This is a genomic window from Anaerobacillus sp. MEB173 (genome assembly GCF_052119505.1).
In the GTDB taxonomy this organism is placed as follows: Bacteria; Bacillota; Bacilli; order Bacillales; family JBJMAU01; genus JBJMAU01.
This window is the reverse complement of record NZ_JBJMAU010000001.1, coordinates 231,862-252,420: the sequence shown is the minus strand read 5'-3', so window position 1 is coordinate 252,420 and position 20,559 is coordinate 231,862. Positions and strand designations below refer to the sequence as shown.

Sequence of the window (20,559 nt, the reverse complement as noted above, 5' to 3'; positions counted from 1 at the left end):
CCATAAGAATTAACTTTTACCTATATAACAAAAAATAGTAAATTAATTTTGATAGATGAGGTGAAAAAAGATGAATGATGAACAGAAACAAAATGATCCGATGAATTTAAATGGTAAAAAATATCAGCAATTGGAGAGCTTTCGAGTTGATCACAATAATACGAAGCTAACAACCAATCAAGGAGTGCGTGTTTCGGATACGGATGATTCACTTAAGGCTGGTGATCGCGGTCCAACGTTAATGGAGGATTTTCATTTTCGTGAAAAAATGACACACTTTGATCATGAACGAATTCCTGAACGGGTTGTTCATGCCCGTGGCTTTGGGGCACACGGTTACTTTCAAGTATATGAATCGATGACAGAGTTTACAAAAGCAAAGTTCCTGCAGGACCCATCTGTACAAACCCCTGTATTTGTTCGTTTCTCGACGGTTGTCGGTTCACGTGGTTCTGCTGATACTGTTCGTGATGTACGCGGTTTTGCAACAAAATTCTATACTGAGGATGGAAATTATGACTTAGTTGCTAATAACATTCCAATCTTTTTTATTCAGGATGCGATTAAGTTTCCTGATGTCGTTCATGCGATTAAACCAGAGCCTCATAATGAAATTCCACAGGCTTCAGCTGCCCACGATACGTTTTGGGACTTTGTCGTGAGCAATACAGAAACCGCTCATATGATTATGTGGTTACTCTCTGATCGAGCCATTCCGAGAAGCTTTCGTATGATGGAAGGTTTTGGAGTGAATACATTTCGGTTTGTTAATGATCAAGGGAAAGCCCGCTTTGTAAAATTTCATTGGAAACCAAAGCTGGGTGTCCATTCTCTCGTTTGGGACGAAGCCCAAAAATTAGCTGGGAAGGACCCGGATTTTCATCGTAAAGACCTGTGGGAAGCAATCAATATGGGAGAGTATCCTGAATTTGAACTTGGTGTACAAATGATTGATGAAGAAGATGAATTTATGTTTGATTTTGATATTCTTGATCCTACAAAATTCTGGCCGGAAGAAATCGTCCCAGTAAAAATTATCGGGAAAATGACATTGAACCGTAATCAGGATAACTTTTTTGCTGAAACGGAACAAGCTGCATTTCATCCCGGTCATGTTGTTCCCGGCATTGACTTTAGTAATGATCCTCTCTTACAAGGACGGCTGTTTTCCTATACAGATACACAGCTTCTGCGCTTGGGAGGACCTAACTTTCATGAAATACCGATAAATCGTCCAATCGCACCTGTTAACAATAATCAACGTGATGGCTTCCACCGGATGACGATTGACAAAGGACAAGTAAGCTATTCACCAAATACATTAAGAGGTAATTCGCCTCAGCCTGCCTCTGACAAAGAAAATGGTTATGTTCACTACGCTGAAAAGGTGGAAGGACAAAAAATACGAAAACGCAGTGAAAGCTTCCATGACCATTACCGTCAAGCAACACTCTTTTGGAACAGTATGTCAAATGCTGAAAAGAGACATATCATTAAGGCCTTTCATTTTGAAGTTGGCAATGTAAAAGACAAAACGATTAAACAGCAGGTTGTTGAAATGTTTAATAATGTGGACGGTTTTCTTGCAGCTGAGATTTCCAAAGGAATTGGTGTCATGCCACCTGCTAATCCAGGCGGAACAGGGGTTACTGAAAGCTCTCCTGCTGTTAGCCAGGATAATACAATCAAAGATGCACGAACGAGAAAAGTAGCGGTTCTTGCTGATCATGGATTTACATTTGATGAGCTCATGCAAGTAAAGACGGCGTTAGAAGGTGCTGGTGTACATGTTGACATTATTAGCCGAACCTTAGGAATTATCGCAAGTGTTGAAGGGCAGCAAATTGAAGTAAACAAAAGCTATTCGATTAGTTCATCAATTATGTATGATGCCCTCTTTATCCCCGGAGGTCAGCAGTCAATTAACAATATGATGATGCATAAGGAAGCAAAAGATTTTATTAATGATGCATTTGCCCACGCTAAACCAATCGGTGCGATAAATGAAGGTATCGACCTTCTTACTAATGCTGAAGTTAAGAACATAAATCTTGCATTGACTGAATCTAAAGGAGAAGTCACAACTCATCTAGGAGTTGTCACTGTTCGTAATCCGTCAGACTTTGAGGCATTTAACAATGAGTTTATTGTCGCTATTGCTGAACATCGCCATTGGCTGAGGGAAAATCAAGATGGGAAAATGACCGGCTGATAGAAAATGGAAAATGATATTATTAGGAAAACAAGTTATTCTTCTTGGATGACTTGTTTTTTTCGCATTAGAGGATCGTGAAATAACGCTTATTTATCCAACTTTTACATGCTCAGATCAATCCTATTTAGGACATTCTATGATGTAAGACAACAAACAGGAGGAAGCTATATGTTTTCTTTTTTGAAGGATAAACCCAAAACATTTTGCTCAAGTGAGTACGATAAACTTAAGCGTGTCATTCTCTGTGAACCTCAATACATGACAATAAAAGATATGATTAATGAAACACAAAAACATTTTAAGGATGAAGGAATTCATATTAAGCTTGCAATGGAGCAGCACAAACAACTCGTTTCAACACTTCGTTCTCATGATGTTGAAGTAATATTATTACCAGCTCAACAACGTTTCCCAGAGCAAGTGTTCACACGAGATATCGGCTTCACACTCGGCCAAACGATATTTGTTGCCGATATGGCTGCTGACATAAGACAAGGAGAGGAAGATGTCTTAAAGGAATGGCTTGAGGAAGAAAAAATTTCCTATTATAACTTAGTTGGTGATGAGATCGAAGGTGGCGATGTCATCATTGATCGCAACAAAATTTTTATCGGTGAAAGTGATCGAACAAACAAAAAGGCCATAGAACATATGCGTTCTCTTCTACCTAGTTATGAAGTGATTACGATTCCATTTACAGAAAAATACTTACATCTTGATTGTGTCTTTAATATCATCTCACCACATGAAGCTCTCTATTTTCCTGCTGCATTTACAAATAAAGAACAGGAAATCCTTAAATATCATTATGATTTAATTGAGGTATCGGAAGAAGAACAATTTACATTAGGAACAAACGTCCTCTCTCTTGGGGACAAAAGAATACTCAGCCTTCCAGTTAATATAAATGTTAACGCTCAGCTTCGTCAGCGTGGTTTTAATGTCATTGAAGTTGATATCACTGAAATTATTAAATCCGGCGGATCATTTCGCTGCTGTACTCTTCCACTCGTTCGTGAAGAAAGCGAACATGAAAAATAAGAAAGGAACAGATCCTTTCTTATTTTTTTGTGATGAAACATCTTACATAAACAACCTATTTTTTCAAACAATAATGAAGAGAAAATAAGGAGCGTGACAGATCGATGGCAGCAAATTCAGGCGAGAAAACAGAAAAGCTCTTACGCTGGTGGGAGCTGTCTCTTTTAGGAGTAGCTGGTACGATTGGAACTGGTTTTTTTCTTGGGTCTAGCATTGCCATTGGTATGGCAGGACCTTCTGTTGTTTTTGCCTTTGCTATTGCAGCGATTGGGACATATATCGTTTATGAAGCACTTGCGAAGATGACAATTGCCGATCCACAAAAAGGCTCCTTCCGTACATATGCAAAAAAAGCCTATGGACGCTGGGCTGGTTTTGCAAGCGGCTGGGTTTACTTTATGTCAGAAATGCTAATCACAGGCAGTCAATTGACGGCATTGTCCATTTTCACCCGTATTTGGTTTCCTGGTATCCCATTATGGATATTTGCGAGTATTTATGGAGCACTAGGTATTTTGGTAATCGTAATTGGGCCTAAAGGATTTGATCGAGTTGAGAACCTGTTAGCAGTATTAAAAATTGCCGCCATTCTGATGTTTATCATACTTGCAATCATTGCTTTATTTGGCGTGTTTGGTAATGGAAATGAACAAATAACGATACCCCGGACATATGGACAAATTTTTCCAAATGGATTAGGCGGCTTTATGCCAGCATTAATTTACGGATTTTATGGGTTTGCCGGAATTGAAATTATGGGGTTACTTGCAGTTCGATTGAAAGAAAAGAAAGATGCAATGAAATCGGGAAAAGTGATGCTGTTTGTGTTAGCACTTATCTATATTACATCAGTTGCTCTTGCCTTACTAATTGTATCTTGGAATAACATAACAACCGATGAAAGTCCTTTTGTTACCGCGTTAAACAATTATAATATTCAGTACGTCCAGCATATTTTTAATGGCGTATTCATTATTGCCGGGTTCTCTACGATGGTCGCTTCATTGTTTGCGATTATTCGCATACTTGTTACGTTAGCCGAGGATAAGGATGCCCCAGCAATTTTTGCAAAACAAACGAAAAAGAAAATCGCCTTGCCAGCGATTACCCTTACAGCAGGAGGAATTATTATTTCGATTATCTTATCCCGGGTCATGCCCGGTCGTATTTATGAATATGTGACAACTGCTGCTGGACTAATGCTTTTGTATAACTGGTGTTTCATTATCGGTTCATACGGACGGCTCTCAAAACTAACAGCAAAAGACAACGTAAAACGGTTCATCGGGTTTTTCCTTGTTCTCATTGCGGTCATTGGAACGACTTTTCATCATACAAGTCGACCAGGATTTTTTGTTAGCCTAATATTTATAGTCGTTGTTGGACTAATTACGCTTATCATGCAGCACTTTTGGAAAAAGAATAAAGGAAATGAAGATAAAAGTACTTTATTTACGAGATTAGAATAGTAATTTACACGCTTGGATTCCAAAATAAATCCCAAAACCAATTAACGATATTCCTGATATAACAGAAACCGTTGTTAAAAGCTTAGTTGTTAAGAATCGGCGCATTCCACTCGCTAGTACTGCCATAGTTACATCCCAAAGACAAATGCCGATAAAAATGGCTGAACAGTAGATAATTAATGTGTTCGTGTCATATGATGTTATTGTTTTTGCTAAAATCGAACCAAAGATCCCAAGCCAAAATAGAATCGTGATAGGATTAAATAACGACATAATAAAACCAGTGAGAAATGATTTCAGATGTGATTCTTGTCCGCCTCTCATCATATCTGTTGAAAGCTGTTTTGCACTAAATAAACTCTCATAGCCTGTATATACTAAAACAAAAAAGCCAAATAACCATAGAAAAGCCTGAACAAAAGGAATCTCGATCAAATGAACAAGTCCTAAAAAAACAAGTAGCATAAAGAATCCATCAGCAATTGTCGCACCTAATCCAACGAGCCATGCATGAAAAAAACCACCTTTAATGCCTTTGTCAATTTGCGCTGCATTGACCGGCCCGATCGGTGCAGCCAAAGATAATCCAAGTAATATGTAACTGAAAAATACAGCCATAAAACACCTCCATGAGACAACCAGTCGCTTGTACATCATATTCAGCAAGTCAAGGATTTACGACTCATGGATGTGGGGGAATGTAAAACCTTTGTGCATTAAGTGGCTATAACCCTTTAGAAACTTTTTTAACAATATGTTCGTCTTTTATTGTTCCTTTCACCGTTTCACCTAACGCTTGAAATCCAGTCCCATTAAAACAATGACTGATATAACTTTCAATGTCATGTCCTGACATTAATGATTCAATGAATTGCGGAGCATCTTCTGCCGAAATATTTTTATACCATTTTCCATCAGGGTAAGTTATTAATACACATTTATCCTGACAACGACCGTTACAAAGTGTTCTTGTTGTATGGATCATCTGATCAAGCCCTTGATTTGAAATTTCTTTACGAATAGCCAGTGTCAAGTCTTCAGCTCCTGCTTTCTTGCAACTGCTTCCATTACAAATTAATACATGATGCTTAGTTGTTGATAAATCCCAAGTCGCCAAATTAATTCCCCTCTCCTCTTACTTAATTATTTTATAAGTCAACATTCGATTGAATGGCTAGATTAGCAAAATCGTACAATTGACTAAGTGTTATTTTAGAACCCACTCTGGCCATCATGAAATTCACATCATAACAGGCGATGTCTGGTTCATTTGTATGAAATTCCTCAAATCCAACTGACTCCAGAACATGTTTAAGCATGTTTTTATATAGAATGGGATCCCCATTTGTCATGTCTAGGTCCCAATGCCAACAATATTCCAATGAAATAATAATGTAGTTTTCTGTTTCAGCTAATCTAAACAAAGCCTGTAACAATTTCTGTCCCACTTTTTGATTTCGGAATTCTGGTGCTACTTCAATTACGCCTAACATCTTCAGATAATTTAATCGTATCCACCTCTCATCACTTTCTGGTGAAAGTATAATCGCGTATCCAATAATGTTTTCATTATTTAATGCCAGGGCCATTAATACATCATCACTCTCCATCGCAATGAGCATCGCCTCTTGTTGTTTATCTGAATCACGAAAACGATTTAGATTAGAATGAAAATGAAGTTTCTGTAATATTTTTAAAATTTCCCTCTGATTCGTTATAATCGTATACGACATTGAACCACATCCTTATATGCTTTTTAAAGCATTAAGAGAAAAAGCACACAATCGATTGATAAGCTTTATTAAGCGCCTGCAATTCTTCTTCTCGATCTACTCTATTACTTTTATCATCGATAATTTTTGATTTTAATTCGATGTATTCTTTTTCTACCTTTCGCTTCGAAGCGTAGATTAACAGAGTTGCTCCTAATGCATCATAGTATTTTCTGAAATAAACATTTTCCAAAACCTTCTCCCCCTCTTTTTACATACTAAAAAGAGCATTTAAACCTATTAGGTTTAAATGCTCACAAAAAACAATGGTATGTTCTGCCTTAAAAAATGCATACATTACTTTCGTCTTCGCAAACACCTCCCTATATCCCGCAGGTCACATTGTGTTCTCTAAACAGGCAGGTCTCCTGACTTACCATCGTCGCTTCTTGCGTCTTCCCGCTATTAAAGCAGTGACTTCGTGCAAGTTACTCCGGATTACAGTGGCGGGAACCGTGTCGGAATTTCACCGAACTTCCCTTTTAAGCTATACATTCTTCAATGCACAACAACCTGTCTAGAATATGTATATAATTATTTTTTTATATTACATTACCATACCTTTAATGTCTACCATTATTTTCCCGGTTTCTATCGATATCAATTTAAAATATACTTTCTGAATTTTATAATAATTAAAATAAGAAAGCCGAACTCACATGTTTGTGAATTCGGCTTGTTTGATAACTAAATCATTACCTTACACATGTCCTTTGTAAATTGAACAGGATCCTCAAGTGGCAATCCTTCAATCAGAAGCGCTTGGTTGTATAATAGATTTGTATAAAGGTTTAGCTTCTCTTTATCGTTCTCGAAACATTGTTTTAAAGCTGTAAACACATCGTGATTGACGTTAATTTCAAGGATTTTGTCTGCTTTAATATTTTGATTATCTGGCATCGCTTGAAGGATTTTTTCCATTTCAATTGTGACTTCCCCTTCTGTTGCCAAACATACAGGGTGTGTCTTCAAGCGTTTAGAAACTCTGACATCCTTCACTTTTCCAGCTAGAATCTCTTTCATTTGCGTAAACAGCTCTTTGTTTTCCGTTTCTTTTTCATCGATCTCTTTCTTGTCTTCATCAGATTCGATTCCTAAGTCACCGCTTGAAACGGATTTGAATTCTTTCTCTTTGTAATTCATGAGCATTTTGATCGCAAACTCATCAATATCTTCACTGAAATACAGTACTTCAAATCCTTTATCAACAACAAGCTCTGTCTGTGGCATCTTGGCAATGCGGTCATTCGATTCCCCTGAAGCATAGTAAATGTATTTTTGCTCCTCAGGCATTCTTTCCACATATTCAGCCAATGTTACGAGCTTCTTCTCCTTAGATGAATAGAACATAAGCAGGTCTTGCAATTCCTCTTTATTTGCACCAAAATCACTATACACGCCGTATTTTAGCTGACGGCCGAAAGATTTGTAAAATTGCTCATATTTTTCCCTTTCTTCCTTCAGTATGCTTTGCAGCTGGCTCTTAATTTTCTTCTTAATGTTTTTGGCAATCAGCTTTAATTGACGGTCGTGCTGAAGCATCTCACGAGAAATGTTTAATGAAAGGTCTTCAGAGTCGACCATCCCTTTTACAAAACTGAAGTAATCAGGAAGTAGATCCGCACATTTTTCCATGATGAGTACGCCATTTGAGTAAAGTTCTAAGCCTTTTTCAAATTCCTTTGAATAGTAATCAAATGGAATATTTTCCGGAATATAAAGTATCGAATGATAGCGTACCGCACCATCAACTGTAATGTGAATATGCTTAAGCGGCTTGTCAAAACCGTAATGCTTTTCTTGATAAAAGTTCTCATAGTCCTCGGTAGTTAGCTCGTTTTTGTTCTTTTTCCAAATTGGAACCATACTATTGATGATTTCTTCTTCAATTACATCCTCAAACTCATTGTCACTGTCTTCTTTTGCTTTCTTAACCGATACGTCCATTTTGATCGGATAACGAATGAAATCAGAGTATTTTTTAATAATAGATTTGAGACGATATTCCTCAAGAAATTCATCATAGCTTTCTTCTTCTGTATTCTCTTTGATTTGTAAAATAATCTCAGTACCAACGTCTTCTTTTTCTGCCGGCTCAATTGTGTAGCCATCCGTTCCTCTTGATTCCCATTTGTAAGCTTGGTCACTGCCAAGAGCTTTACTAATCACTGTTACGACATCAGCAACCATGAACGCTGAGTAGAACCCAACACCAAATTGCCCGATGATATCATGACCGTCTTTGCTTTCATTTTCCGTCTTAAATGCAAGGGAACCACTTTTTGCAATTACACCTAAGTTATTTTCCAGCTCTTCCTCAGTCATTCCAATTCCAGTATCAGTAATCGTTAACGTCCGGTTTTCCTTATCTGCTTTAATCTTTATGTAGTAGCTCTCGTTGTCGAAGCGTAAATTTTCATCCGTTAACGCCTTATAGTAAATTTTATCAATGGCATCACTTGAGTTTGAAATTAATTCTCTTAAAAAGATTTCCCGCTGTGTATAAATTGAATTGATCATCATCTCTAACAAACGTTTTGATTCTGCTTTAAATTGCTTTGTCGTCATACTGTGCATCTCCTTTCAAATTTGCATAACATACCAATTAGCACTCAACCATACTGAGTGCTAATTTCTATTTTTTATTTTACATATGTTGTGTTCGATGTCAATGAAATGAGAGAATTTTTGAAGTAAAAAAACAAAAAAACGAGCAATCATTATTGGTTGCTCGTTTTGAATATATATTATCTAAACATGCTACGCTTCATAATCTTTTCTGCCTGATCACGTAGTTCGCGGTAATCGTGAATAATTTCTTCAAAGTATCGAAGTAATCTTTTCATTTCGAATTCCTTCTTTCATTAATAATTAAATTGAATGTATCCTTATTATGATCCTCTTTCTAATAATTAACAAAAGCGGTTTTCGTTAATGAAAACGACAACATTATTGATGAAAGCGTATGACATCAATGCTTTCCTCATTTTATCTCACTTTTTCGCAAAAAAATCCCATGGAAGCATTTGTTAAGACAGATGCTTCCATGGGGATTACAACATTATTATGAAACACAAGAATTATCTTGGTCCCCTATTACTTTTTCTACACTTGCATAAACACTTACCATCGAACTTTCATATTCTTTTTGTACTTTTTTAATAACTTCTAAATCGGTATCACTCAACTTGTGATATCCCTTTTCGTTCACTGCAATGGAATAGCCTTGTTCTTTTAATAATCTCACGTAGTTTCGAAGTATTGATTTCTGCATGCCGAGTTGGTCAGCTGCCTCTGAAATGCCGTACATCTTACCTTTCACGAAGATCACCCTTTTGTTTTAAAATGTACTACTCCTTACAATAAATCACTAAATCCGCCATTTACCTGCTTCTCACATCAGTTGCTAATTAAATTTTGACTAAGAGATTATCACCTAGCTTACTAGTATTTTTTACTACTATATCAATATGCTTATAATTCTGAATAATAACTTCGACAACACCATTGACTTTTCCTCTATCAAATCCAATCTATTTATAAATATTTGCTAAAAAAGTAGGACGTGCAAAATATATTAATAATACCTTAATTCCGTTGGCATCCAATTCGCTGGTACACCCTTTCCTGTCTTGCGGCCATGTTGTAGTGCTTGAATTAATCTGACTATTTCAAACGTATTGCGGCCAATTTCTAATGGATACACCTGTTTTGATACGATCATTCCATCTGGGTCAATAATAATTGTTCCACGATATGCCGCTCCAGTTTTTTCATTAAAAACCCGATAGCTTTTACTTATTTCATGTGTTCGATCACTGATAAGCGGGAATGCAATATTAGATACTGCAGGCGTTACTTCCGTAAATGCTTTATGCGCATACACACTATCCGTGCTAATTGCTAGTATGTCGGTATTTAAGTATGTTAATTGGTGATGTATAGCGGCGACCGCCGCTAATTCCGTCGGTCAAACAAACGTAAAGTCACTTGGATAGAAAAATAAGATCACCCATTTGCCTTTGTATTGATCCAGATGTACCTTTTTTATTTTTTTATTTCGATTATCCCAAGCTTCAGCTGTAAACGTAGGTGCTGCATCAGTCGTTTGCGCACAAAAAGGTTGTTCACAGCAAGGACAGTACTGTGTATTTTGATTATCGTTCATCTCATCACCTCATTACCTCACAAAAAGTTAACCATGTATACGCTCTTCCTGTTTTACGTTATGTCAATAGATAGGAAAAGGAAGATTGTCCGTTTTGTTTGAAATGTAAAAAGCAAGTAGCACGAAATGCCACTTGCTTGATTCTTTTTATGTTACATACTCTCTATCAATTCAACTCTCTTTATCTTTGTTTCCTCTAATTGATGTTGGCGTTTCTTGTGTTGTTCATTTAATCTGGCAATCAATTGATCTACCTTTTCTTTTGTTTCTTTCACTTGCTGCAGGGAATCGGTGATTTTTCCGTGTACCATCCAATCAAATATAATCCCATCGAAAAAATAATCAGCAAATGTAAGCAATCCACTGAATTGAAGTTCAATTTTGTCATGGTTCGTCACATCAGCCAATTCCTCTTGAAAAAGCCGCAATTTTGTTTGTGCGATATGTACTTGGCTTTTCGCATCATCGAGACGGCTGTGCTTAATTGCCGTTGTGATCATTCCGCCGCCAAACATATCCCATGTTGACCAGCCTTTTGCACTTTCTAGTGATGAGATTGCTGCAGCTAATGCCTTTGACGCTTGTTTTCCTGTATCGATCGCTTCATTGTATTCCTGTACTACAGCGGCAAGCTCTGATTGTTGTTCAGAGAGTTCATACAATTGTTCCGTCCATATCGAATCTTGATCTTGAATGAGCCGTTCCTTTTCTTTGAGCAGTTCCTTATATTCTGTATCAGCATTGATGACTTTATTTAGCCTTTGTGAAAGTTCGGCAATCTCTTCCTCTAATTCAGAAGCCACTTCAAGCGCTTCCTCATACTTCAGCTGGGCCGAAAGTGCTTCCTGCTGTTCTTTATTCATTTTTTCAAGTTTCTTACCAGTGATTGTATAGAAAATATTTGTCAGTGACACTCGTTCTAATTTTGCGACATCTGCTTGCTCTTTTTCTAGCTGTTTTGATAATACGGACACCTTGCTTTGCATTCCCCGTAAGTAGTCCTTCGCTCTTGCGATGTGTTCTTCATACTTCCGTTTTTTCCATTGTCTTTCTTTAATTTCCTGTAAGCTTTTATTTAAATCCGTAAACAATACACATCTCTCCTCTCTTTTCATCATTAGCTCTGTCCTTAGCTTTTTGAGGCTCCCGTTTCATGATATTATTTCTTTACATTTTATTTTTAAGGTGGTAGTTATAATGAGTTACGAACAACAACTACAAAAGGTTTCAATTTATTCGCAACAGGCAGGTCATATAGAAACAGCAACATTTGGGATGGGCTGATTTTGGGGTAGTGATGCTCGGTTCGGGCATCTTCCTGGTGTAATCCGGACACGTGTAGGGTATGCCGGGGGAACATTGGAAAATCCTACTTACCGACAAATGGGTGATCATACTGAAACGGTTCAAATCGATTTTAACCGTGAGCAGATTACTTATGAAGCTGTAGTCAATCACTTTTGGGAGCAACACCATGCAAGACAAAGCGGTTATCGCGGCCGTCAATATTTATCATTACTCCTTTACCACAGTGAGGAGCAACGTATGATTGCACACGAATCTAGAAAGAGGTGGTCGGAAAATCGAGGCTACGAAATTGAAACAGAGGTAAGCAGCTATCGCAGATTTTTTTTGGCTGAAGAAAAGCATCAAAAATATTATCTGAAACGGTATCATGCTGCTTACAAAATAATAAGGGGCTGTTTCCAAACTGACAAAGATTTTGTAGATTCTACGTTAGCAGCCAGGTTGAATGCTTTTGTTCGTGGTCTAGGAACACTTAATGACATAAAAAAAGAAGTTGAAAACTGGGGAATATCAGACGATAACCAGCAGCAGATACGAAAGCTATTGTCCTCTTTTAAGTGGTAGTTACGCAAAACGACGAGTACTCTATATGAGTACTCGTTACTGTGTCAGCTATTCAGCAGTTGATGTAAACCATCTTTATTTACCAGCAGATCACTTAATGTATACGAATCAAGGACTTGAAAATAAGCTTGAAGTGCTTGATGCAGAACTCCTTTTAATCGACAAGCCGGACTTAGCTTACACATATTGTTTTCATCATCAAAGCATTCAACAATCGTCAGCGGACTTTCAGTATGACGAACTAATGCGCCAAGATTTATTTCTGAAGGGTCTTTACCAAGCATAATCCCTCCGTTACGCCCTCGAATGGTTTTAATTAATCCTATTTTTCCTAACTCAAATACAACTTTACTTACATGATTAAATGAAATGTTATATAAGTCTGAGATTTCCTTTATATTCGACCGTTTGTTTTCAGGTTGTACTCCTAAATAAATAAGAACGCGCAATGTATAGTCAGTAAAAGCTGTTAATTGCATAAACATCACCTAATTCCATCATCTTCAGATAGAGAAGTAAAATAATTACGTTTAACTATACCACAAAGAGGAAAATGAAAGAAATATTTTGAATTGTGACTATTTTGTTAAAGGTGTATTTTAAATATTGCTTTTAGCAGATTAGTGTATTTATAATAAAACATGTATTAAAAATAAATGTTTACACGGTGAATATATTAGAAAAGGAGTTTTATAAAATGGCAACGACTACATTACAATTAGATGCAAAGACAATTGAAACGGTGAAGGCGACAGTTCCGGTATTAGCACAACATGGTGAAGCGATTACGAAACACTTTTATAAAAGAATGTTTGCTGCACATCCTGAATTATTAAATGTGTTTAACCAATCAAATCAAAAACAAGGGAGCCAACCAAAAGCTTTAGCTAATACTGTTTACGCTGCTGCACAATACATAGACAACTTAGAAGCAATTATCCCTGTTGTGAAACAAATTGCACATAAGCATAGAAGTTTAGAAATTAAACCAGAGCAATACCCTATCGTTGGAAAGTATTTACTAATTGCTATTAAAGAAGTCCTTGGTGATGCGGCAACAGATGAGATTATTGATGCCTGGGGCAAAGCATATGGCGTAATTGCTGATGTATTTATTCAAGTTGAAAGAGAAATGTATGAGGAAGCCGCAGGCCTAAATGGTGGATGGAATGGATTTAGAGACTTTGTTGTTGAGAAGAAAGTAAAAGAAAGTGATGTCATTACATCTTTCTACTTAAAAGCAAAAGATGGTAAAACAATTTCAGACTTTAAGCCTGGTCAATATATTAGCATTCGTCTAACAATTCCTGGTGAAGAATACACACACATCAGACAATATAGTTTATCTGATGCACCGGGCAAAGACTATTACCGAATCAGTACAAAGCGTGAAGCAAATAAAGACGTACCGGATGGTGTTGTGTCAAATTATTTACATGATTCTATAAATGAAGGTGATGTTGTTGAACTTACTGCACCAGCAGGTGACTTTGTCTTAAATATGGACCAAACTGAACCGGTTGTCTTAATTAGTGGTGGTGTTGGTTTAACACCAATGATCAGCATGTTAAACACATTAGTTGAAAAACAGCCAGAACGCCAAGTTACATTTATCCATGCAGCAATTAACAGCAACTTCCATGCGATGCATGATCATGTCAAAGAGCTAGCTAACAATCATGACAATGTGAACTATTATGTTTGTTACGATTATCCGACTGAAGAAGATCGAGCGAACAATGTGTTTGATAAAGAAGGTTATATTGACCTCGCTTATTTACAATCGATCCTAAAGGATAATAGTGCTGACTTCTACTTCTGTGGTCCAGTACCATTTATGAAATCGATCAAGCAAGCATTAATTGAATGGAATGTACCTGAAGAAAAAATTCATTTTGAATTCTTTGGACCAGCCCAACAGTTAGCGTAATAATGACAATTTAAGATACAATGAAAGAAAAGCCGGCCTCGTATAATGGAGGCCGGTTTTGATTTTGTGATCTATTTCGATCAGTGACTGATTGACCATAACTTCGATTTGAATGGTTACGATAGGATAACCTTTTAGTTCTCAATAGCGTCTGTTCGGTTTTCTCTTACAATATAGTCCATTTCGTTGGCTGAGTATACCTTAATTCCTTTTATATCTTGTTGAGCAACTTCATACATTGCTTTGGCAACGGTTTTTGCTTCGATTGCGAAACGACTTTTCCAAGAATCTTTCATCAATGATGATAATCCACCGTACAGTTTAGCTGCCATGTTTTCGGCAAATCGAAACTCATTACGATTACCAAGTAACAAAGATGGTTGAAAAATAGATAAAGTGTGAAGCTCGAAATTTTTTAACTGCTCTTCTAGCAAGCCTTTCATTCTTGGGTACCATAACTTTGAACTTGCATTGGCATTCACCGAACTAATGATTAAAAAATGCTTCACTCCCTTTTGTTTTGAGAGATTAGCCATAGTTATTGGGTACTCGACATCTACCTTATACATTGCTTCCTTTGACTTAGCTTTCTTAATCGTTGTCCCCAAGCAACAGAACACATCATCAACATCAAAGACTTCGTGAACCTCCTCCAGTTTGTCAAAATCACAAATGATTTCACTTAGTTTTGGATGGTGTAATTCAAGTGGTCTTCTTACAAGTACATATACCTTCTCATAATCTCCACCAAATAATAATTCTGCTAGAAGCTCTTTTCCGACTAAACCAGTTGCACCTGCAATCAGTGCTGTTTTTTTATTCATTAACATTACTTCCTTTTCTATTTTTTCGTACTCATACTATATCAAAAAAATAGAAAAGAGCGGAGTTTTTCGTCTCCACTCTTTATCCGTGCTTTTTATTTAAAATTTTGATCTAATTTATGATATCTCGTTCAGGAGGACATCTTCTAGCAACTAATAATTGTTCGAATTTATTTAGTGGAATTGGTTTGCTGAATAAATACCCTTGTGTACGGTAACAGCCAATATCTTTTAGTAGCTGTAATTGATTATATGTTTCGATACCTTCAGCGACGACATTTATTCCTAGATTGTTCGCTAGTTGAACGATTGCCTTAGTGATCTCAATACTTTCAGTACTTGAATCAATATCTTTAACAAACGATTGATCAATTTTAATCGTATCTAATTTGAATCTCTTTAAATAAAATAACGAAGAATAGCCTGTACCAAAGTCATCTAATGCCATTGAGATTCCGAGTTTTTTCAAATCTTCAATCATTTTGATGGAATGGATTTCATTATCAAGAAATGCACTTTCTGTAATTTCTATTTCAATCCAACTCGGATCTACATCAAATTTTTCTAGTGTTTCTTTCACTCTTTGAACAAGATCAGCTTGTAAAAATTCAATCGCTGAAAAGTTGATTGAAACTTTAATTAATGGAATCCCAAGTCTCTCCCATTCCTTCAATTGTTTGCAAACCGAAGCCAATACCCACTCGTCAATGGTAATAATAAGCCCGGACCGTTCGGCTAATGTAATAAACTCAAATGGCGGGACCATACCCCATTCTGGATGATTCCAGCGAATCAGAGCTTCAGCACCAACGATTTCATACGTATTGGCATCAATCTTTGGCTGATAATAGAGCAGTAATTCTTCCTTTAATTTCGCTTTCTTTAAATCATTTTGCAGTGAAAATGCTTTATAGCTCCCATCATACATTGTATAATGAAAGACTTTATATTGATTTCTTCCTTCTTCCTTAGCCCGATACATTGCCAATTCCGCATTTTGAAATATCGCTTTTATCGTTTCTCCCCCATACGGGTAGAGTGTTATTCCGAGACTGACACTGATATATAATTCATGTTTTTGGATGACAAATGGTGTTATAAATATAGAGAGCAGACTCTCCGCTTCCTTTTCAAGCTCCTTCTCATTTGTCACAGTGGGAAGAAGTAATCCAAACTCATCGCCGCCAATTCGTGAAACAAGTCCCTTATCACCAATGTAGTCAATTAACCGTGCTGCTACCAATTTGATTAGCTTGTCTCCTTGTTCATAACCTAAAGAATCATTAACAAACTTGAAATTATCTAAATCCAAATAAATAAATGCAAATTGACGGGCATTACTTTGCGCTCTTTTTATTTCACTTTTTAAACGAATTTCAAGTTGCCTGCGGTTACTTATGCCTGTTAAATAATCATAATCAGTAAGGATCTTAATAAGTTCCTTACTATTTTTTAGTTCTTCGTTTCGCAGAAGTGCCTCTTCCTCAATTTCCTTTTTTTCCGTAATATCTGTTCGTAATGCAACAAACTGGGTAACAGCACCATTTTCATAAAGGGGGACAACTGTTGTTTGAGCCCAAAAGAAGCGACCATCCTTCGTTTTATTTTTGACTTCCCCTTCCCATACTTGGCCTTCTTTTACTGTTTTCCATAATTCTCCGAAGAACGTTTTGCTGTGATAGCCGGAGTTAATGAGGCGATGATTACGTCCGATAAGCTCATCTCGACTAAATCTAGTAATCTCACAAAATTTATCGTTAACATACGTAATGTTCCCGCTAATATCAGCAATCGAAATAAAGGCAATTGTATCCAATGCAAGCCGAACATCTGATAAATTCTTAAGTGGATCGTGGAATTTCCGTTCAAAGTTCTCTTTTATAAAGTCCCCTTGCCGAATTTGGAACTTAGAAAAGTCTACGTGACAATATGTTGCACCTTCTTCAAAACGCACATGAGGTTTTGAATTATGCCGGTCTTCATCATCGATCATCCTATCCATCTACTTGCCTCCTTTGTTGTGTGAAAAATCTTCCTAGAAGCGTGATTCTGAGACATTCTACTATGTATGTTATTATATTATCAGATTATTATATAGAAAAGACTGTGATCAATGTCACACTCTTTTCAAAAAATACTTCATAATAAAGTACCTCTATTTTAACCTAATGTTAACTGATTATGCTTGGCAGTACTTCAGTACTACAACAATCTTTACCGATGCTAACACAAAAAAGACCACTGTCAGCAGTGGTCTTTTCATTGTTATTTTATAATGGTCCAATTGTAAATAATCCTAATAATCCTAGTAATGCACCGTAACTATAAGCAATTCTCCGTTTGAATATTAACTGTGCAACGATCCCAGGTAATACAACCCACAGCAATAAAGGAACTAAGAACATCATGATAACTGGTAAAAAACCATCAAAAAATGCTATTTGTACAGCTTCGATATTAATAAAACCAAACAAAAAAGGTCCCTCCATTTATGTATTATGCTATGTAATATAATCCCACAATCGCCTAAGGATTACTACTGTTTTCGTTCGTAAATTATCGACAACAAATTTCGCCAAGAATTCTATTTCGTCGCTTCTTTAGTCATTTCAATCCCGTTAATCTTAAGATGTGCTTGAAAAATTTCCATCAAAGTAGGAAGATTTTCTTCGTTTTCCCATGTGTCACGATTCCATACGTTTGACTCCTTTAATGCTCTAGGACAATGAATAAAGCATTCCTCAACATCAACCCCGATACCTATTGAAGGCGCTTGATTCTTCAACTTCATCTCACTAAGAATTTGCTTGTCCTTAATGATCGTTGCACGCCCATTAATTCGGAGCACCTCTTCTAAACCTGGAATCAGAAATACAAGTCCAACATGCGGGTTTGAAAGGATATTAAGAATAGAATCTAATCGACGGTTCCCGGGACGGTCAGGAATGACTAACTGTGTTTCATTTAAGACGTGAACGGTCCCTGGTTGGTCTCCCCTCGGTGACACATCACATTTCCCTGCAGCATCTGCAGTTGCAAGAAACAGGAGTGGTGACATCTTGATAAACGCTTTACAATGCTCATCAAGTATCGAAATGCTTTTCTTCTCGACAAGTTTATGCGGAGTTCCAACGATCTCTCTTAACTCCTCTTCAGTTGTAATGGATTGATCAGCAAAGTTAATTGTTTTCATATATAATACCGCTCCCCCTATTAAATTCGAAAATTCCCTATTATTCTAACTATATAATAATAGCAATAGTTTATATGAACCAAATTTATTATTCAATAAAAATATTTATAAATTATTATTGACAGGTTGAAAGGTTCAAATTATAGTAAATTTAGAAGCGATATTGATAATCGGTATCAATTGAATGGAAGTACATACCAATACAACTTGGAGGGATACGAATGGTCCGCTTATATACCGATGACATTTGTATAAGTTACGGTGAACGTTTTATTGTGAAAAACCTAAGTGTAAAAATACCGGATAAAAAAGTGACGACAATTATCGGTTCAAATGGCTGTGGAAAATCAACACTACTCAAAGCCATTACGCGGATCATTACTCACCAATCTGGGGCAGTTATTTTGGACGGCGAAAATATTTCTAAGGAAAACACAAAAATACTTGCCAAAAAAATGGCCATTCTCCCTCAAACACCTGAAAGTGCAAGTGGATTAACAGTTGGTGAGCTTGTATCGTATGGGCGCTTCCCTTATCAAAAAGGGTTTGGCCGCTTAACAAAGAAAGATCTCGAGGTCATTGAGTGGGCGCTTGAGGTAACTGGAACAGCCGATTTTAAATACCGGCCTGTTGATGCTCTTTCTGGTGGACAACGGCAAAGAGTCTGGATTGCAATGGCGTTAGCGCAGGAAACGGAGATTATATTTCTTGATGAACCGACAACTTACCTAGATATGGCTCATCAGTTAGAAGTATTAGAGCTACTGCAAAAGCTTAATGTTGAACAAGAACGAACAATTGTCATGGTTCTTCATGATTTAAACCAAGCAGCGCGTTTTGCCGACTATATTATCGCTCTTAAGGATGGTGAGATTGTCAAAGCAGGCAGCTGTGAGGAAGTCATGACGCATGACGTACTAAAAAAAGTATTTCATATTGATGCAGAAATTGGACGAGATCCAAGGACAAACAAACCAATGTGCATCACATACAACTTAGTTAAAGGAGAAAATAACAATGAAGAAAAAACTATTCCTACCCTTCATGCTCGTGCTAGTTCTGATTATTAGTGCCTGCAGTAATGGAACAACAACATCAACAGAGGAAAATGCACCAACAGATGAAGGTAATTCTGATACGATTACTTATGAATCTGAAAACGGACCAGTCGAGGTTCCTGCTGACCCGCAACGTGTTATTTTATTATCTGGATTTACAGGTAATGTACTTTCGCTGGGAGTAAATGTTGTAGGTGTTGATGTTTGGTCAAAAAATAGTGCAACTTTTGAGCAGGAGCTAAAAGATGTTGAAGAAGTTTCAGATGAAAGCTTAGAAAAAATACTTGAACTGGAGCCAGATTTAATCATTGGATTATCAAATATTAACAACATTGATAAATTAAATGAAATTGCTCCTACAGTAACATTTACTTGGGGACAAGTCGATTATTTAACTCAACATATCGAAATTGGAAAGCTTTTGAACAAAGAAGCTGAAGCGGTTGCTTGGGTTGAGGACTTCCAACAACGTGCCGAAGCGGCTGGAGAAGAAATTCGTGCAAAAATTGGTGAAGATGCTACTGTAACAGTCATTGAAAGCTACGATAAGCAGTTATATGTTTTCGGGGATAACTGGGCTCGAGGAACTGAAATCTTATATCAAGCAATGAAGTTAAAAATGCCTGAAAAAGTACAAGAAATGGCTTTAGAATCAGGGTACTATGCTCTTTCTACGGAAGTTTTACCTGAATATGCTGGCGATTATATCATTCTTAGTAAATACGCTGACGCTGACACTGCTTTCCAAGAAACGGAAACATACAAAAATATTCCTGCCGTTAAAAACAATCGAGTATTTGAACTTAATGGAAATGGGGCATCTTTCAGTGACCCAATCACGCTGGAATCCCAACTAGAATTCTTTATTGAAAATTTTCTAGGTAACTAATGATGTGAAGAGGATGTCTCAAAGCAAAAAGTAACAGTCACCTCGACTTTAAAAATATAGAAGGTAACCTCTATATTTACCAAACGTTTGAGGAGAGCGGTCACTTTTGAGATATCCTCTTCTACTAT

At 36.8% G+C, this 20,559-nt stretch carries 19 protein-coding genes, 1 pseudogene and 1 riboswitch; of the genes and pseudogenes, 7 read left to right on the top strand and 13 right to left on the bottom strand.

Going from position 1 to position 20,559, the window contains the following annotated elements:
* Nucleotides 1-70: 70 nt before the first annotated feature.
* The 3 genes from ACJ2A9_RS01230 to ACJ2A9_RS01220 all read left to right on the top strand — a co-directional run bounded on the left by ACJ2A9_RS01230 (nucleotide 71) and on the right by ACJ2A9_RS01220 (nucleotide 4,725).
* Nucleotides 71-2,212 (top strand): catalase, encoded by a 2,142-nt coding sequence (locus ACJ2A9_RS01230; protein WP_441419782.1) that lies wholly within the window; start codon nucleotides 71-73, stop codon nucleotides 2,210-2,212.
* Between the two features lie 171 nt (nucleotides 2,213-2,383).
* Nucleotides 2,384-3,256, top strand: coding sequence for a dimethylarginine dimethylaminohydrolase family protein (locus tag ACJ2A9_RS01225; RefSeq protein WP_441419781.1), 873 nt, complete (start codon nucleotides 2,384-2,386; stop codon nucleotides 3,254-3,256).
* Nucleotides 3,257-3,360: 104 nt separating this feature from the next.
* Complete coding sequence (locus ACJ2A9_RS01220) at nucleotides 3,361-4,725, top strand: amino acid permease (RefSeq protein WP_441419780.1); 1,365 nt, start codon at nucleotides 3,361-3,363, stop codon at nucleotides 4,723-4,725.
* On the opposite strand, the gene ACJ2A9_RS01215 is transcribed toward ACJ2A9_RS01220, so the two are convergent.
* The 8 genes from ACJ2A9_RS01215 to ACJ2A9_RS01180 form a co-directional block, all read right to left on the bottom strand.
* Nucleotides 4,717-5,343, bottom strand: coding sequence for a LysE family transporter (locus tag ACJ2A9_RS01215; RefSeq protein WP_441419779.1), 627 nt, complete (start codon nucleotides 5,341-5,343; stop codon nucleotides 4,717-4,719). The two genes, ACJ2A9_RS01220 and ACJ2A9_RS01215, sit on opposite strands and share 9 nt — an antisense overlap.
* Before the next feature lie 106 nt (nucleotides 5,344-5,449).
* Nucleotides 5,450-5,842 (bottom strand): (2Fe-2S) ferredoxin domain-containing protein, encoded by a 393-nt coding sequence (locus tag ACJ2A9_RS01210; RefSeq protein WP_441419778.1) that lies wholly within the window; start codon nucleotides 5,840-5,842, stop codon nucleotides 5,450-5,452.
* A gap of 31 nt (nucleotides 5,843-5,873) precedes the next feature.
* Nucleotides 5,874-6,458: a GNAT family N-acetyltransferase gene (locus ACJ2A9_RS01205; RefSeq protein WP_441419777.1), complete on the bottom strand. Its 585-nt coding sequence runs from the start codon at nucleotides 6,456-6,458 to the stop codon at nucleotides 5,874-5,876.
* Nucleotides 6,459-6,489: 31 nt separating this feature from the next.
* Complete coding sequence (locus tag ACJ2A9_RS01200; RefSeq protein ID WP_441419776.1) at nucleotides 6,490-6,690, bottom strand: hypothetical protein; 201 nt, start codon at nucleotides 6,688-6,690, stop codon at nucleotides 6,490-6,492.
* A gap of 148 nt (nucleotides 6,691-6,838) precedes the next feature.
* A riboswitch (cobalamin riboswitch) is annotated at nucleotides 6,839-7,029 on the bottom strand.
* A gap of 155 nt (nucleotides 7,030-7,184) precedes the next feature.
* Nucleotides 7,185-9,065, bottom strand: a complete 1,881-nt coding sequence (gene htpG / locus ACJ2A9_RS01195; RefSeq protein ID WP_441419775.1) for a molecular chaperone HtpG — start codon at nucleotides 9,063-9,065, stop codon at nucleotides 7,185-7,187.
* A gap of 496 nt (nucleotides 9,066-9,561) precedes the next feature.
* Nucleotides 9,562-9,819 carry a hypothetical protein gene (locus ACJ2A9_RS01190; RefSeq protein ID WP_441419774.1) on the bottom strand — a complete coding sequence of 86 codons (258 nt, stop codon included), beginning with the start codon at nucleotides 9,817-9,819 and terminating at the stop codon, nucleotides 9,562-9,564.
* A gap of 255 nt (nucleotides 9,820-10,074) precedes the next feature.
* Nucleotides 10,075-10,665: a peroxiredoxin gene (locus ACJ2A9_RS01185; protein WP_441419773.1), complete on the bottom strand. Its 591-nt coding sequence runs from the start codon at nucleotides 10,663-10,665 to the stop codon at nucleotides 10,075-10,077.
* 152 nt (nucleotides 10,666-10,817) lie between these two features.
* A complete protein-coding gene (locus ACJ2A9_RS01180; protein ID WP_441419772.1) occupies nucleotides 10,818-11,756 on the bottom strand; it encodes a hypothetical protein in 939 nt (312 codons plus the stop codon).
* Nucleotides 11,757-11,961: 205 nt separating this feature from the next.
* On the opposite strand from ACJ2A9_RS01180, the pseudogene ACJ2A9_RS01175 reads away from it, so the two are divergent.
* Nucleotides 11,962-12,537: pseudogene (locus ACJ2A9_RS01175) on the top strand (peptide-methionine (S)-S-oxide reductase MsrA); the annotation flags it as partial.
* A 44-nt stretch (nucleotides 12,538-12,581) separates the two neighbouring features.
* Here ACJ2A9_RS01175 and ACJ2A9_RS01170 read toward each other — a convergent pair.
* Nucleotides 12,582-13,016, bottom strand: coding sequence for an Rrf2 family transcriptional regulator (locus tag ACJ2A9_RS01170; RefSeq protein ID WP_441419771.1), 435 nt, complete (start codon nucleotides 13,014-13,016; stop codon nucleotides 12,582-12,584).
* A gap of 218 nt (nucleotides 13,017-13,234) precedes the next feature.
* On the opposite strand from ACJ2A9_RS01170, the gene hmpA reads away from it, so the two are divergent.
* Entirely contained in the window at nucleotides 13,235-14,467 is a 1,233-nt protein-coding gene (gene hmpA / locus ACJ2A9_RS01165; protein ID WP_441419770.1) for an NO-inducible flavohemoprotein, read from the top strand.
* Nucleotides 14,468-14,601: 134 nt separating this feature from the next.
* Here the strand turns inward: hmpA and ACJ2A9_RS01160 are convergent, their stop codons facing one another.
* From ACJ2A9_RS01160 to ACJ2A9_RS01145, 4 genes are all read right to left on the bottom strand, one after another.
* Nucleotides 14,602-15,291, bottom strand: a complete 690-nt coding sequence (locus tag ACJ2A9_RS01160; RefSeq protein WP_441419769.1) for an oxidoreductase — start codon at nucleotides 15,289-15,291, stop codon at nucleotides 14,602-14,604.
* Between the two features lie 112 nt (nucleotides 15,292-15,403).
* Nucleotides 15,404-17,293: a putative bifunctional diguanylate cyclase/phosphodiesterase gene (locus ACJ2A9_RS01155; protein WP_441419768.1), complete on the bottom strand. Its 1,890-nt coding sequence runs from the start codon at nucleotides 17,291-17,293 to the stop codon at nucleotides 15,404-15,406.
* Between the two features lie 268 nt (nucleotides 17,294-17,561).
* On the bottom strand, nucleotides 17,562-17,765 hold the full coding sequence (locus tag ACJ2A9_RS01150; RefSeq protein WP_441419767.1) for a hypothetical protein: 204 nt from the start codon (nucleotides 17,763-17,765) through the stop codon (nucleotides 17,562-17,564).
* Nucleotides 17,766-17,875: 110 nt separating this feature from the next.
* On the bottom strand, nucleotides 17,876-18,484 hold the full coding sequence (locus tag ACJ2A9_RS01145; protein WP_441419766.1) for an MSMEG_1061 family FMN-dependent PPOX-type flavoprotein: 609 nt from the start codon (nucleotides 18,482-18,484) through the stop codon (nucleotides 17,876-17,878).
* 221 nt (nucleotides 18,485-18,705) lie between these two features.
* On the opposite strand from ACJ2A9_RS01145, the gene ACJ2A9_RS01140 reads away from it, so the two are divergent.
* Entirely contained in the window at nucleotides 18,706-19,554 is an 849-nt protein-coding gene (locus ACJ2A9_RS01140) for an ABC transporter ATP-binding protein (protein ID WP_441419765.1), read from the top strand.
* Nucleotides 19,502-20,431: an iron-hydroxamate ABC transporter substrate-binding protein gene (locus ACJ2A9_RS01135; RefSeq protein ID WP_441419764.1), complete on the top strand. Its 930-nt coding sequence runs from the start codon at nucleotides 19,502-19,504 to the stop codon at nucleotides 20,429-20,431. The genes ACJ2A9_RS01140 and ACJ2A9_RS01135 overlap by 53 nt, the downstream gene beginning before the upstream one ends.
* The last annotated feature ends 128 nt before the right edge of the window (nucleotides 20,432-20,559 follow it).

What these genes read in the sequence shown, in the direction of transcription:
- ACJ2A9_RS01160 (WP_441419769.1), bottom strand. Translation starts at nt 15,291, where the DNA reads ATGAATAAAAAAACAGCACTGATTGCAGGTGCAACTGGTTTAGTCGGA.
- ACJ2A9_RS01205 (WP_441419777.1), bottom strand. Translation starts at nt 6,458, where the DNA reads ATGTCGTATACGATTATAACGAATCAGAGGGAAATTTTAAAAATATTA.
- ACJ2A9_RS01230 (WP_441419782.1), top strand. Translation starts at nt 71, where the DNA reads ATGAATGATGAACAGAAACAAAATGATCCGATGAATTTAAATGGTAAA.
- ACJ2A9_RS01155 (WP_441419768.1), bottom strand. Translation starts at nt 17,293, where the DNA reads ATGGATAGGATGATCGATGATGAAGACCGGCATAATTCAAAACCTCAT.
- ACJ2A9_RS01225 (WP_441419781.1), top strand. Translation starts at nt 2,384, where the DNA reads ATGTTTTCTTTTTTGAAGGATAAACCCAAAACATTTTGCTCAAGTGAG.
- htpG (WP_441419775.1), bottom strand. Translation starts at nt 9,065, where the DNA reads ATGACGACAAAGCAATTTAAAGCAGAATCAAAACGTTTGTTAGAGATG.
- ACJ2A9_RS01145 (WP_441419766.1), bottom strand. Translation starts at nt 18,484, where the DNA reads ATGAAAACAATTAACTTTGCTGATCAATCCATTACAACTGAAGAGGAG.
- hmpA (WP_441419770.1), top strand. Translation starts at nt 13,235, where the DNA reads ATGGCAACGACTACATTACAATTAGATGCAAAGACAATTGAAACGGTG.
- ACJ2A9_RS01220 (WP_441419780.1), top strand. Translation starts at nt 3,361, where the DNA reads ATGGCAGCAAATTCAGGCGAGAAAACAGAAAAGCTCTTACGCTGGTGG.
- ACJ2A9_RS01215 (WP_441419779.1), bottom strand. Translation starts at nt 5,343, where the DNA reads ATGGCTGTATTTTTCAGTTACATATTACTTGGATTATCTTTGGCTGCA.
- ACJ2A9_RS01170 (WP_441419771.1), bottom strand. Translation starts at nt 13,016, where the DNA reads ATGCAATTAACAGCTTTTACTGACTATACATTGCGCGTTCTTATTTAT.
- ACJ2A9_RS01140 (WP_441419765.1), top strand. Translation starts at nt 18,706, where the DNA reads ATGGTCCGCTTATATACCGATGACATTTGTATAAGTTACGGTGAACGT.
- ACJ2A9_RS01135 (WP_441419764.1), top strand. Translation starts at nt 19,502, where the DNA reads ATGAAGAAAAAACTATTCCTACCCTTCATGCTCGTGCTAGTTCTGATT.